This window comes from Salmonella sp. SJTUF14076 (assembly GCF_015534835.1).
GTDB classification, from domain to species: domain Bacteria; phylum Pseudomonadota; class Gammaproteobacteria; order Enterobacterales; family Enterobacteriaceae; genus Salmonella; species Salmonella enterica.
The window spans coordinates 4,184,928-4,198,083 of the sequence record NZ_CP064674.1 but is presented as its reverse complement, the minus strand read 5'-3'; the positions used below and the strand labels follow the sequence as shown (position 1 = coordinate 4,198,083).

At 54.7% G+C, this 13,156-nt stretch carries 11 protein-coding genes; all 11 read left to right on the top strand.

Annotated features, from left to right (window positions below):
• The first annotated feature begins 8 nt into the window (after nucleotides 1-8).
• A complete protein-coding gene (gene amiB, locus HU143_RS20250; RefSeq protein ID WP_023226964.1) occupies nucleotides 9-1,331 on the top strand; it encodes an N-acetylmuramoyl-L-alanine amidase AmiB in 1,323 nt (440 codons plus the stop codon).
• A 9-nt stretch (nucleotides 1,332-1,340) separates the two neighbouring features.
• On the top strand, nucleotides 1,341-3,197 hold the full coding sequence (mutL, locus tag HU143_RS20245; RefSeq protein WP_001122557.1) for a DNA mismatch repair endonuclease MutL: 1,857 nt from the start codon (nucleotides 1,341-1,343) through the stop codon (nucleotides 3,195-3,197).
• Entirely contained in the window at nucleotides 3,190-4,140 is a 951-nt protein-coding gene (miaA, locus tag HU143_RS20240; RefSeq protein ID WP_001000734.1) for a tRNA (adenosine(37)-N6)-dimethylallyltransferase MiaA, read from the top strand. The genes mutL and miaA overlap by 8 nt, the downstream gene beginning before the upstream one ends.
• Nucleotides 4,141-4,222: 82 nt before the next feature.
• A complete protein-coding gene (gene hfq / locus HU143_RS20235) occupies nucleotides 4,223-4,531 on the top strand; it encodes an RNA chaperone Hfq (RefSeq protein ID WP_001051875.1) in 309 nt (102 codons plus the stop codon).
• A 71-nt stretch (nucleotides 4,532-4,602) separates the two neighbouring features.
• On the top strand, nucleotides 4,603-5,883 hold the full coding sequence (hflX, locus tag HU143_RS20230; RefSeq protein ID WP_000460338.1) for a ribosome rescue GTPase HflX: 1,281 nt from the start codon (nucleotides 4,603-4,605) through the stop codon (nucleotides 5,881-5,883).
• Between the two features lie 214 nt (nucleotides 5,884-6,097).
• Nucleotides 6,098-7,357: an FtsH protease activity modulator HflK gene (gene hflK / locus HU143_RS20225; RefSeq protein ID WP_000312505.1), complete on the top strand. Its 1,260-nt coding sequence runs from the start codon at nucleotides 6,098-6,100 to the stop codon at nucleotides 7,355-7,357.
• Between the two features lie 2 nt (nucleotides 7,358-7,359).
• The gene (gene hflC, locus HU143_RS20220) at nucleotides 7,360-8,364 is read left to right on the top strand and encodes a protease modulator HflC (RefSeq protein ID WP_001232417.1); all 1,005 of its coding nucleotides are present in this window, start codon (nucleotides 7,360-7,362) and stop codon (nucleotides 8,362-8,364) included.
• A 78-nt stretch (nucleotides 8,365-8,442) separates the two neighbouring features.
• Complete coding sequence (locus HU143_RS20215) at nucleotides 8,443-8,640, top strand: DUF2065 domain-containing protein (RefSeq protein WP_001089290.1); 198 nt, start codon at nucleotides 8,443-8,445, stop codon at nucleotides 8,638-8,640.
• 102 nt (nucleotides 8,641-8,742) lie between these two features.
• Entirely contained in the window at nucleotides 8,743-10,041 is a 1,299-nt protein-coding gene (purA, locus tag HU143_RS20210) for an adenylosuccinate synthase (protein ID WP_000527960.1), read from the top strand.
• A 207-nt stretch (nucleotides 10,042-10,248) separates the two neighbouring features.
• A complete protein-coding gene (gene nsrR / locus HU143_RS20205) occupies nucleotides 10,249-10,674 on the top strand; it encodes a nitric oxide-sensing transcriptional repressor NsrR (protein WP_001177632.1) in 426 nt (141 codons plus the stop codon).
• Nucleotides 10,675-10,711: 37 nt separating this feature from the next.
• Entirely contained in the window at nucleotides 10,712-13,150 is a 2,439-nt protein-coding gene (rnr, locus tag HU143_RS20200; RefSeq protein WP_000076357.1) for a ribonuclease R, read from the top strand.
• The last annotated feature ends 6 nt before the right edge of the window (nucleotides 13,151-13,156 follow it).

Sequence of the window (13,156 nt, the reverse complement as noted above, 5' to 3'; positions counted from 1 at the left end):
GTGGCGGGATGATTTATCGCATCAAAAATGCCGTAATAGCAGCCTTAATCCTGCTGTGCGCGCAGGCGGGCGCCGCCAGTCTCTCTGATATTCAGGTGTCCAACGGCGAGCAGCAGGCGCGCATTACGCTGAGTTTTATCGGCGAGCCGGAATATGCTTACTCACAGGACGGTAAACGGACCGTGGCGCTGGATATCAGGCAGACCGGCGTGATTCAGGGGCTGCCGCTTCAGTTTAGCGGTAACAATCTGGTAAAAACGATCCGTGCCGGAATGCCGAAAGATGCGCAATCTTTACGGTTGCTTGTCGATCTGACGGAAAATGGTAAAACCGAGGCGGTGAAGCGGCAAAACGGCGGCAACTATACGGTCATTTTCACCATTAATGCCGATGTTCCGCCGCCACCACCACCGCCTGTCGTCGCGAAACGGGTTGAAAGCGCGCCCCGTCCGACGGAGCCTGCCCGTAATCCGTTTAAATCTTCTGATGATCGCCTGACCGGCGTAACCAGCAGCAATACCGTTACGCGGCCTGCGGCGCGCGCGTCAGCAGGCGCTGGCGATAAAGTGGTGATTGCTATTGATGCCGGGCATGGAGGTCAGGACCCCGGCGCGATAGGCCCGGGCGGTACGCGCGAGAAAAATGTCACCATCGCCATCGCGCGTAAGTTACGCACATTGCTGAATAACGATCCGATGTTTAAAGGCGTGCTGACGCGTGACGGCGACTATTTTATTTCGGTGATGGGGCGGTCTGACGTGGCGCGTAAGCAAAACGCCAACTTCCTTGTCTCTATTCATGCGGATGCCGCGCCAAATCGCGACGCCACCGGCGCCTCCGTCTGGGTATTGTCCAATCGTCGCGCGAACAGCGAAATGGCAAACTGGCTTGAGCAGCATGAGAAGCAATCCGAACTGTTAGGCGGCGCTGGCGATGTGCTGGCGAACAGTCAGTCAGACCCTTACCTGAGCCAGGCGGTACTGGATTTGCAATTCGGTCATTCGCAGCGGGTAGGGTATGATGTGGCGACGAACGTACTAAGCCAACTCGACGGCGTGGGGTCGCTGCATAAACGTCGCCCGGAACACGCGAGCCTGGGCGTGCTGCGTTCGCCGGATATCCCGTCCATTTTGGTGGAGACGGGTTTTATCAGTAATCACGGCGAAGAGCGATTGCTGGCGAGCGACCGCTATCAGCAGCAGATTGCTGACGCTATATACCGGGGGTTGCGTAAGTACTTTGCAGCGCATCCGATCCAGTCTGCGCCGCAGGGCAGCCCAGGCCAGACGGCCAGTACCAACCAGCCTGGCGCTATAACCGCCGCGAATTAAGGAGATTTCATGCCGATTCAGGTTCTGCCGCCGCAGCTTGCGAACCAAATCGCCGCTGGCGAAGTGGTGGAACGCCCTGCGTCGGTTGTTAAAGAGCTGGTAGAGAATAGTCTGGATGCAGGCGCTACCCGCGTTGATATTGATATCGAGCGTGGCGGCGCGAAGCTTATTCGTATTCGCGACAATGGCTGCGGCATTAAAAAAGAGGAGCTGGCGCTGGCGCTGGCCCGTCATGCCACCAGTAAAATCGCCTCGCTTGACGATCTGGAAGCGATTATCAGTCTGGGATTTCGCGGCGAAGCGCTGGCCAGTATCAGTTCGGTCTCGCGTTTGACGCTAACGTCGCGCACGGCGGAGCAGGCGGAAGCCTGGCAGGCGTATGCGGAAGGGCGCGACATGGACGTGACGGTAAAACCCGCCGCGCACCCGGTCGGCACCACCCTGGAAGTTCTGGATCTCTTTTATAATACGCCCGCCCGGCGCAAATTCATGCGTACCGAAAAAACGGAATTTAATCACATCGATGAGATCATCCGTCGTATTGCATTGGCCCGTTTTGACGTCACGCTTAACCTGTCGCACAACGGCAAATTGGTACGGCAGTATCGCGCTGTCGCAAAGGACGGGCAAAAAGAGCGCCGGTTAGGCGCCATCTGCGGGACGCCGTTTCTCGAACAGGCACTGGCGATCGAGTGGCAGCATGGCGATCTGACCCTGCGCGGCTGGGTCGCCGATCCGAATCACACCACCACGGCGTTAACGGAGATCCAGTACTGTTATGTGAATGGCCGCATGATGCGCGACCGCTTGATCAACCATGCCATTCGCCAGGCCTGTGAAGATAAACTGGGCGCGGACCAACAGCCTGCGTTTGTGCTGTATCTGGAGATTGACCCGCATCAGGTGGATGTCAATGTTCATCCCGCCAAGCACGAAGTGCGTTTTCATCAATCCCGGCTGGTGCACGACTTCATCTATCAAGGGGTGCTGAGCGTTCTGCAACAGCAGACGGAAACGACGCTGCCGCTGGAGGAGATTGCGCCAGCGCCGCGGCATGTCCCGGAAAACCGTATCGCCGCCGGGCGCAACCATTTTGCTGTACCCGCCGAGCCAACTGCGGCGCGCGAGCCCGCGACACCGCGTTATTCCGGCGGCGCATCGGGCGGTAACGGCGGGCGTCAGTCCGCAGTTGGTTGGCCGCACGCGCAGCCAGGTTATCAGAAGCTGCAGGGCGAGGTTTATCGCGCGCTTTTACAGACGCCGACGACGAGCCCCGCGCCGGAGCCGGTTGCGCCTGCGCTTGACGGACATAGCCAGAGTTTTGGTCGCGTACTGACGATAGTCGGCGGTGACTGCGCGTTGCTGGAACACGCGGGGACTATCCAGCTCTTGTCGTTGCCGGTTGCGGAGCGTTGGCTGCGTCAGGCGCAGCTTACTCCGGGTCAAAGTCCGGTTTGCGCGCAGCCGTTGCTGATTCCGCTGCGTTTAAAAGTGAGCGCCGATGAAAAAGCCGCGCTGCAACAAGCCCAATCTTTGTTGGGAGAATTGGGTATTGAATTTCAGTCAGATGCGCAGCATGTGACCATTCGGGCGGTGCCTTTACCCTTACGACAACAAAATTTACAAATCTTGATTCCTGAACTGATAGGCTACCTGGCGCAGCAGACCACATTTGCAACGGTCAATATTGCACAATGGATAGCGCGTAATGTGCAGAGCGAACATCCGCAGTGGTCGATGGCGCAGGCCATATCGCTGCTGGCGGATGTTGAGCGGCTATGTCCGCAGCTGGTAAAAGCGCCGCCGGGTGGCCTGTTACAACCTGTTGATTTACATTCGGCGATGAACGCCCTGAAGCATGAATGATGTAAGCAAGGCGAGCCTGCCTAAGGCGATATTTTTGATGGGGCCGACGGCCTCCGGCAAAACGGCGCTGGCGATAGAACTGCGTAAAGTTTTGCCAGTAGAGTTGATAAGCGTTGATTCCGCCCTCATTTATCGGGGAATGGATATTGGCACGGCTAAGCCGAATGCCGATGAGCTGAAAGCGGCGCCGCATCGACTGCTGGATATACGCGACCCGTCACAGGCGTATTCGGCAGCGGATTTTCGCCGCGACGCGTTAGCGCAAATGGCGGAGATCACCGCTGCGGGGCGTATCCCGCTGTTAGTGGGCGGTACCATGCTGTATTTTAAGGCATTGCTGGAAGGGTTATCGCCGCTGCCTTCAGCAGATCCGGAGGTCAGATCCCGGATAGAGCAGCAAGCAGCGGAGCTTGGATGGGAGGCGTTGCATCAGCAACTTCAGGAGATAGATCCGGTTGCCGCCGCGCGAATTCATCCAAATGATCCGCAAAGACTTTCCCGGGCACTGGAAGTTTTTTTCATTTCGGGTAAAACTTTAACGGAGCTAACGCAAACGTCAGGAGACGCGCTACCGTACCAGGTGCATCAGTTCGCTATCGCCCCGGCGAGCCGTGAACTGCTCCATCAGCGCATTGAACTGCGTTTTCATCAGATGTTGGCTTCAGGTTTTGAAGCAGAAGTCCGGGCGCTTTTTGCCCGAGGAGATTTGCATACGGACTTGCCTTCCATCCGTTGTGTGGGATACCGCCAGATGTGGTCATACATTGAGGGCGAAATCTCATATGATGAAATGGTTTATAGAGGTGTTTGCGCCACGAGACAGTTGGCGAAGCGCCAGATGACCTGGTTGCGCGGTTGGGAAGGGGTGCGCTGGCTTGACAGTGAGAATCCCGATCGGGCGCGAAAAGAAGTATTACAGGTTGTTGGTGCTATCGCAGACTGAATGTGTACAATTGAGACGTATCGTGCGCAATTTTTCAGAATCGAAAGGTTCAAAGTACAAATAAGCATATAAGGAAAAGAGAATGGCTAAGGGGCAATCTTTACAAGATCCGTTCCTGAACGCATTGCGTCGGGAACGTGTTCCAGTTTCTATTTATTTGGTGAATGGTATTAAGCTGCAAGGTCAAATCGAGTCCTTTGATCAGTTCGTGATCCTGTTGAAGAACACGGTCAGCCAGATGGTTTATAAGCACGCGATTTCTACTGTTGTCCCGTCTCGCCCGGTTTCCCATCACAGCAACAATGCCGGTGGCGGCGCCAGCAATAACTACCATCACGGTAGCAACGCGCAGGGTTCTACTGCGCAACAGGACAGCGAAGAGACTGAATAAGTTCACGCGCTGTTTATCCATGTCGGGGGCGTCGGATAATCGCCCCCGCTGGTTATTAAGAGGGTTTACGCTTGTTTGACCGTTATGATGCCGGTGAGCAGGCGGTACTGGTACACATCTATTTTTCGCAAGACAAAGATATGGAAGACCTCCAGGAGTTTGAATCTCTGGTCTCTTCCGCCGGTGTCGAAGCAATGCAGGTGATTACCGGTAGCCGTAAAGCACCGCACCCGAAGTACTTTGTAGGTGAAGGTAAGGCAGTTGAAATTGCGGAAGCCGTGAAAGCGACTGGCGCAGCGGTCGTATTGTTTGATCATGCATTGAGTCCAGCCCAGGAGCGAAACCTGGAGCGTTTGTGCGAGTGCCGGGTTATCGATCGCACCGGTCTTATCTTAGATATTTTTGCCCAACGTGCGCGTACCCATGAAGGTAAGTTGCAGGTTGAGCTGGCGCAGCTACGCCATCTGGCTACGCGTCTGGTGCGTGGCTGGACCCACCTTGAACGTCAGAAAGGCGGGATTGGTTTGCGCGGTCCGGGTGAAACCCAGCTCGAAACCGACCGTCGTTTACTGCGTAATCGCATTGTGCAGATTCAGTCGCGCCTGGAGAAAGTTGAGAAGCAACGTGAGCAGGGGCGGCAGTCGCGCATCAAGGCCGACGTTCCGACGGTATCGCTGGTGGGCTATACCAACGCCGGAAAATCCACCCTTTTTAATCAGATCACTGAAGCGCGGGTCTATGCGGCAGATCAGCTATTTGCGACGCTGGACCCCACGTTACGTCGTATTGATGTAGCGGATGTCGGTGAAACCGTTCTGGCGGATACGGTAGGCTTTATCCGCCATTTACCGCACGATCTGGTGGCTGCCTTTAAAGCTACCCTGCAGGAGACGCGTCAGGCGACGCTGCTGCTGCATGTGGTCGATGCGGCGGATGTTCGTGTGCAGGAAAACATCGAGGCGGTAAACACCGTTCTTGAAGAGATTGACGCTCACGAAATCCCCACCTTAATGGTGATGAACAAAATCGATATGCTGGACGACTTTGAACCGCGTATCGACAGAGATGAAGAGAATAAACCCATCCGCGTTTGGCTTTCAGCGCAAAGCGGCGTGGGGATACCACAGCTTTTTCAGGCTTTGACGGAGCGTCTTTCCGGCGAGGTGGCGCAGCATACGCTGCGTTTGCCGCCGCAGGAAGGGCGTCTGAGAAGCCGGTTTTATCAGCTTCAGGCAATAGAAAAAGAGTGGATGGAGGAAGACGGTAGCGTCAGTCTGCAGGTACGAATGCCGATTGTCGACTGGCGTCGCCTCTGTAAACAAGAACCGGCGTTGATCGAATACGTGATCTAGACGCGAAGTCATTCAGGTCGTATTGAGGCGGTAGCTGAGAGAATTTCAGGAGCTCACAACGAAGTGACCTGGGGTAAAAAAGCCGCCACTCAGGACGTAGCCTGAAAGATGATGTCTGTAACGGCGGTTCGTCTGAAGCATGGAGTAATTTCGCCTTATCCTCTGAGGTCGAAAGACAACGGGGATCACCGCATAACAAATATGGAGCACAAACATGGCGTGGAATCAGCCCGGTAATAACGGACAGGACCGCGACCCGTGGGGAAGCAGCAAACCTGGCAGCAACTCTGGGGGAAATGGAAACAAAGGTGGCCGCGATCAGGGACCTCCCGATCTGGATGATATCTTCCGTAAGCTGAGTAAAAAACTCGGTGGTTTTGGGGGCGGTAAAGGCACCGGTTCCGGCGGCGGTAGCTCATCGCAAGGCCCGCGTCCGCAACTGGGAGGCCGTATTGTCGCCATCGCCGCGGCGGCAGTAGTCATTATCTGGGCGGCCAGTGGTTTTTATACCATTAAAGAAGCCGAGCGCGGCGTTGTGACGCGTTTTGGTAAATTCAGCCATCTGGTAGAGCCAGGTCTGAACTGGAAGCCGACATTTATTGACGACGTCACGCCGGTGAACGTTGAAGCGGTGCGCGAACTGGCGGCGTCAGGCGTGATGCTGACGTCTGATGAAAACGTCGTGCGCGTTGAAATGAACGTGCAATACCGCGTCACCGATCCGCAGAAATATCTGTTTAGCGTGACCAGCCCGGACGATAGCCTGCGTCAGGCCACCGACAGCGCGCTGCGTGGCGTCATTGGTAAATACACGATGGATCGCATCCTGACCGAAGGTCGTACCGTTATTCGTAGCGATACCCAACGCGAGCTGGAAGAGACTATCAAACCGTACAACATGGGGATTACCCTGCTGGACGTGAACTTCCAGGCTGCGCGTCCGCCGGAAGAGGTGAAAGCCGCCTTTGACGACGCGATTGCCGCACGTGAAAACGAGCAGCAGTACATTCGTGAAGCGGAAGCGTATACCAACGAAGTTCAGCCGCGCGCCAACGGTCAGGCGCAGCGTATTCTGGAAGAGGCACGCGCCTATAAAACCCAGACTATCCTGGAAGCGCAGGGTGAAGTCGCCCGGTTTGCGAAGATTTTGCCGGAATATAAAGCCGCGCCGCAGATTACACGCGAGCGTCTGTATATTGAAACGATGGAAAAAGTGCTGAGCCATACCCGTAAAGTACTGGTTAACGACAAGAGCGGTAATTTAATGGTGCTGCCGTTAGATCAGATGCTGAAAGGCGGGAATGCGCCGGCGGCAAAGAGCGACAATAGCGCCAGCAACCTGCTGCGCCTGCCGCCGTCCACAAAGTCTAACGCCAGCGGAGCAAGCAACACGTCGTCCTCAAATCAGGGCGATATTATGGACCAACGCCGCGCGAATGCGCAGCGTAACGACTACCAGCGTCAGGGGGAATAACGATGCGTAAGTCAGTTATTGCGATTATCATCATCGTGCTGGTAGTGCTCTACATGTCCGTCTTTGTGGTCAAAGAGGGCGAGCGCGGCATTACGCTGCGTTTTGGTAAAGTTCTGCGTGACGATGAGAACAAACCGCTGGTTTACGCGCCGGGTCTGCACTTTAAGATCCCGTTTATTGAATCAGTGAAAATGCTTGATGCGCGTATCCAGACGATGGATAACCAGGCCGATCGCTTTGTGACTAAAGAGAAGAAAGACCTGATTGTCGACTCCTACATCAAATGGCGTATCAGCGACTTTAGCCGTTACTATCTGGCGACCGGCGGCGGCGATATTTCGCAAGCCGAAGTGCTGTTAAAACGTAAATTCTCGGACCGTTTGCGTTCTGAGATTGGTCGCCTGGACGTAAAAGACATCGTGACCGATTCTCGTGGTCGTCTGACTCTGGAGGTGCGCGACGCGCTGAACTCCGGTTCAGCCGGTACCGATGATGAAGTGGCGACCCCGGCGGCGGATGACGCGATTGCCGAAGCGGCGGAACGCGTCACGGCGGAAACCAAAGGTAAAGTACCGGTCATCAACCCGAACAGTATGGCGGCGTTGGGTATCGAAGTGGTCGATGTGCGTATTAAGCAGATCAACCTGCCGACCGAGGTTTCTGAGGCGATTTACAACCGTATGCGCGCCGAGCGTGAAGCGGTCGCGCGTCGTCATCGCTCACAAGGTCAGGAAGAAGCGGAAAAACTGCGTGCGGCTGCTGACTATGAGGTGACGAAAACTCTGGCGGAAGCCGAGCGTCAGGGGCGTATCATGCGTGGTGAAGGTGATGCTGAAGCCGCGAAGCTGTTTGCCGACGCGTTCAGTCAGGACCCTGATTTCTACGCGTTCATTCGTAGTCTGCGCGCTTACGAGAAGAGCTTCGAAGGTAATCAGGACGTGATGGTACTGAGCCCGGACAGCGATTTCTTCCGCTACATGAAGACACCGAGTTCGACGACACGCTAAAATAGCGTCAGCGGTTTTAGACCAGCAAAACCACCGCATCCAAAGGATGCCGGTGGTTTTCTTTTATAAGGGCGATAAATGAATTCAACAATCTGGTTGGCGCTTGCTCTGGTATTAGTCCTCGAAGGGCTGGGACCGATGCTGTATCCCGGCGCATGGAAAAAAATGGTTTCGGCACTGGCGCAACTGCCGGAAAATGTTTTACGTCGTTTTGGCGGCGGACTTGTGGTCGCGGGAGTTGTGGTCTACTACATGTTGAGGAAAACGATTGGCTGAGCAAAAAGTGGTCGGATTTGCCGCAGATTGAGTGCAAAAAGTGCTGTATATCTGAAAAAGCGATGGTAGAATCCATTTTTAAGCAAACGGTGATTTTGAAAAATGGGTAACAACGTCGTCGTACTGGGCACCCAATGGGGTGACGAAGGTAAAGGAAAGATCGTCGATCTTCTGACTGAACGGGCTAAATATGTTGTACGCTACCAGGGCGGTCACAACGCAGGCCATACTCTCGTAATCAACGGTGAAAAAACCGTTCTCCATCTTATTCCATCAGGTATTCTTCGCGAGAATGTAACCAGCATCATCGGTAACGGTGTTGTGCTGTCTCCGGCCGCGCTGATGAAAGAGATGAAAGAACTGGAAGACCGTGGCATCCCCGTTCGTGAGCGTCTGCTGCTGTCTGAAGCCTGTCCGCTGATCCTTGATTATCACGTTGCGCTGGATAACGCGCGTGAGAAAGCGCGTGGCGCGAAAGCGATCGGCACCACCGGTCGTGGAATCGGGCCTGCTTATGAAGATAAAGTGGCACGTCGCGGTCTGCGTGTTGGTGACCTTTTCGACAAAGAAACCTTCGCTGAAAAACTGAAAGAAGTGATGGAATATCACAACTTCCAGTTGGTTAACTACTACAAAGCTGAAGCGGTTGATTACCAGAAAGTTCTGGATGATACGATGGCTGTTGCCGACATCCTGACTTCTATGGTTGTTGACGTTTCAGACCTGCTCGACCAGGCGCGTCAGCGTGGCGATTTCGTCATGTTTGAAGGTGCGCAGGGTACCCTGCTGGATATCGACCACGGTACTTATCCGTACGTAACTTCTTCTAACACCACAGCAGGTGGCGTGGCGACCGGTTCCGGCCTGGGCCCGCGTTATGTTGATTACGTTCTGGGTATCCTCAAAGCTTACTCCACTCGCGTAGGTGCGGGTCCGTTCCCGACCGAACTGTTTGATGAAACCGGCGAGTTCCTCTGCAAGCAGGGTAACGAATATGGCGCTACTACCGGCCGTCGTCGTCGTACCGGCTGGCTGGACACCGTTGCCGTTCGTCGTGCGGTACAGCTGAACTCCCTGTCTGGCTTCTGCCTGACCAAACTGGACGTGCTGGATGGCCTGAAAGAGGTGAAACTCTGCGTGGCTTACCGTATGCCGGATGGTCGCGAAGTGACTACCACTCCGCTGGCAGCTGACGACTGGAAAGGTGTAGAGCCGATTTACGAAACCATGCCGGGCTGGTCTGAATCCACCTTCGGCGTGAAAGATCGTAGCGGCCTGCCGCAGGCGGCGCTGAACTACATCAAACGTATCGAAGAACTGACCGGCGTGCCGATTGATATTATTTCTACCGGCCCCGATCGTACTGAGACGATGATTCTGCGCGACCCGTTCGACGCGTAAATCTGGTACGCCTGGCAGATATTTTGCTTGCCGGGCTAACAGTGTGATACATTGCTGTGTCGGGTAAGCCATTACGCTATCCGACACAGTGCTAAATCCTCGCTTTTTTCCTTCCCCGAACTGAAATAAATTAGCGACACAGCTTGTGGCTGGTTTATCATCAATACAGATAAGTTATATCCCGTTTTCCCTTTTCCTGAGGTTGATGTGCAGTTAACGAGTTTCACCGATTACGGCTTACGTGCGCTAATCTATATGGCGTCGTTACCAGATGGACGAATGACCAGCATTTCTGAGGTGACAGAAGTCTACGGCGTGTCCCGTAATCATATGGTCAAAATTATCAATCAGCTTAGCCGGGCGGGCTTTGTCACCGCCGTTCGGGGAAAAAATGGCGGTATCCGCCTGGGTAAACCGGCTAATACTATTTGTATTGGCGATGTGGTGCGTGAGCTGGAACCCTTATCACTGGTCAACTGTAGCAGCGAATTTTGCCACATCACCCCTGCCTGTCGTCTGAAACAGGCGCTTTCTAAGGCCGTGCAGAGTTTTCTCAAGGAGCTGGATAACTACACGCTTGCCGATTTGGTTGAAGAGAATCAACCGCTTTATAAATTATTACTGGTGGAGTGAAGTAAACTTCATTAGAGATGACAATGGAGGAACCTCAATGTCACAAGATCCTTTCCAGGAACGCGAAGCAGAAAAATACGCGAATCCTATCCCGAGCCGGGAATTTATCCTCGAACATTTAACGAAACGTGAAAAACCGGCCAGTCGCGAAGAACTGGCCGTAGAACTGAATATTGAAGGCGAAGAGCAGCTTGAAGCCTTGCGTCGCCGCCTGCGCGCGATGGAGCGCGACGGACAACTGGTCTTTACCCGCCGCCAGTGCTATGCGCTGCCGGAACGCCTCGACCTGCTGAAAGGCACCGTGATCGGTCATCGTGATGGTTACGGTTTCTTACGTGTCGAAGGCCGCAAAGACGATCTGTATCTTTCCAGCGAGCAGATGAAAACCTGTATTCATGGCGATCAGGTGCTGGCGCAGCCGCTGGGCGCCGATCGTAAAGGTCGCCGCGAAGCGCGTATCGTCCGTGTACTGGTACCGAAAACCAGTCAGATAGTCGGGCGTTATTTCACCGATGCGGGCGTCGGCTTTGTAGTGCCGGACGACAGCCGTCTCAGCTTCGACATTCTTATCCCGCCAGAAGACGTCATGGGCGCGCGGATGGGGTTCGTGGTCGTGGTTGAACTGACCCAACGTCCAACTCGCCGTACTAAAGCGGTAGGGAAAATCGTCGAAGTGCTGGGCGACAATATGGGCACCGGTATGGCGGTTGATATGGCGCTGCGTACCCATGAAATACCCTACATCTGGCCGCAGGCGGTAGAGCAGCAGGTCGCCGGGTTGAAAGAAGAGGTGCCGGAAGAGGCGAAAGTCGGTCGTGTCGATCTGCGCGATTTGCCGCTGGTCACTATTGATGGCGAAGATGCCCGTGACTTTGACGACGCGGTTTACTGTGAGAAAAAACGCGGCGGCGGCTGGCGTTTGTGGGTCGCTATTGCTGACGTGAGCTATTATGTACGGCCGCCAACGCCGCTGGATCGCGAGGCGCGCAATCGCGGCACGTCGGTTTACTTCCCGTCACAGGTTGTCCCAATGTTGCCGGAGGTGCTCTCCAACGGTCTGTGTTCGCTAAACCCGCAGGTTGACAGGCTGTGTATGGTCTGTGAAATGACCATCTCGGCGAAAGGTCGGCTGACCGGCTACAAATTCTATGAAGCGGTGATGAGCTCCCATGCGCGTCTGACCTATACCAAAGTCTGGCATATGCTGCAGGGCGATCAGGATCTGCGTGAACAATATGCGCCGCTGGTGAAGCATATTGAAGAGCTGCACAACCTCTACAAAGTGCTGGATAAAGCGCGTGAAGAGCGCGGGGGGATCTCGTTTGAGAGCGAAGAGGCGAAGTTTATCTTTAACGCCGAACGTCGCATTGAGCGTATCGAACAGACCCAGCGTAATGACGCGCATAAGCTTATCGAAGAGTGCATGATCATGGCGAATATCTCGGCGGCGCGCTTTGTCGAAAAAGCTAAAGAGCCGGCGTTATTCCGTATTCATGATAAGCCCACCACCGAAGCGATCACCTCATTCCGCTCCGTACTGGCGGAGCTGGGGTTGGAGCTTCCGGGCGGAAACAAACCGGAACCGCGCGATTATGCCGAACTGCTTGAATCGATTGCCGACCGGCCGGACGCCGAAATGCTGCAAACTATGCTGCTGCGTTCAATGAAGCAGGCGATTTACGATCCGGAAAACCGCGGGCACTTTGGCCTGGCGTTGCAGTCTTATGCGCACTTTACCTCGCCGATTCGCCGCTATCCGGATCTTTCTTTGCACCGCGCCATTAAGTACCTGCTGGCGAAAGAGCAAGGGAACAAGGGCAACACCACAGAAACGGGCGGTTATCACTACTCGATGGAAGAGATGTTGCAGCTCGGCCAGCACTGTTCGATGGCGGAACGCCGCGCTGATGAAGCGACGCGTGATGTCTCCGACTGGCTGAAATGTGACTTTATGCTGGATCAGGTAGGCAACGTCTTTAAGGGCGTGATTGCCAGCGTCACCGGTTTCGGCTTCTTTGTCCGTCTTGATGAACTGTTTATCGATGGGCTGGTACACGTTTCCTCACTGGATAACGATTACTATCGCTTCGATCAGGTAGGGCAACGTCTGATTGGCGAATCCGGCGGACAGACATATCGCCTGGGCGACCGGGTCGAGGTACGCGTCGAAGCGGTGAATATGGACGAACGGAAAATTGACTTTAGCCTGATCTCCAGCGAGCGCGCACCGCGTAACGTCGGCAAAACGGCGCGTGAAAAAGCGAAAAAAGGTGAAAGTAAAAACGCCGGTAAACGTCGTCAGGTAGGTAAAAAAGTTAACTTCGAGCCTGATAGCGCCTTCCGCGGCGAGAAAAAAGCGAAGCCGAAAGCAGCGAAAAAAGACGCGAGAAAAGCAAAAAAGCCATCGGCTAAAACGCAGAAAATAGCCGCAGCGACCAAAGCGAAGCGTGCGGCGAAGAAAAAAGCGGCAGAGTGAGCAATA

Excerpts from the sequence above, each read along its gene's own strand:
- amiB (WP_023226964.1), top strand. The coding sequence starts at position 9 with ATGATTTATCGCATCAAAAATGCCGTAATAGCAGCCTTAATCCTGCTG.
- mutL (WP_001122557.1), top strand. The coding sequence starts at position 1,341 with ATGCCGATTCAGGTTCTGCCGCCGCAGCTTGCGAACCAAATCGCCGCT.
- miaA (WP_001000734.1), top strand. The coding sequence starts at position 3,190 with ATGAATGATGTAAGCAAGGCGAGCCTGCCTAAGGCGATATTTTTGATG.
- hfq (WP_001051875.1), top strand. The coding sequence starts at position 4,223 with ATGGCTAAGGGGCAATCTTTACAAGATCCGTTCCTGAACGCATTGCGT.
- hflK (WP_000312505.1), top strand. The coding sequence starts at position 6,098 with ATGGCGTGGAATCAGCCCGGTAATAACGGACAGGACCGCGACCCGTGG.
- hflC (WP_001232417.1), top strand. The coding sequence starts at position 7,360 with ATGCGTAAGTCAGTTATTGCGATTATCATCATCGTGCTGGTAGTGCTC.
- HU143_RS20215 (WP_001089290.1), top strand. The coding sequence starts at position 8,443 with ATGAATTCAACAATCTGGTTGGCGCTTGCTCTGGTATTAGTCCTCGAA.
- purA (WP_000527960.1), top strand. The coding sequence starts at position 8,743 with ATGGGTAACAACGTCGTCGTACTGGGCACCCAATGGGGTGACGAAGGT.
- rnr (WP_000076357.1), top strand. The coding sequence starts at position 10,712 with ATGTCACAAGATCCTTTCCAGGAACGCGAAGCAGAAAAATACGCGAAT.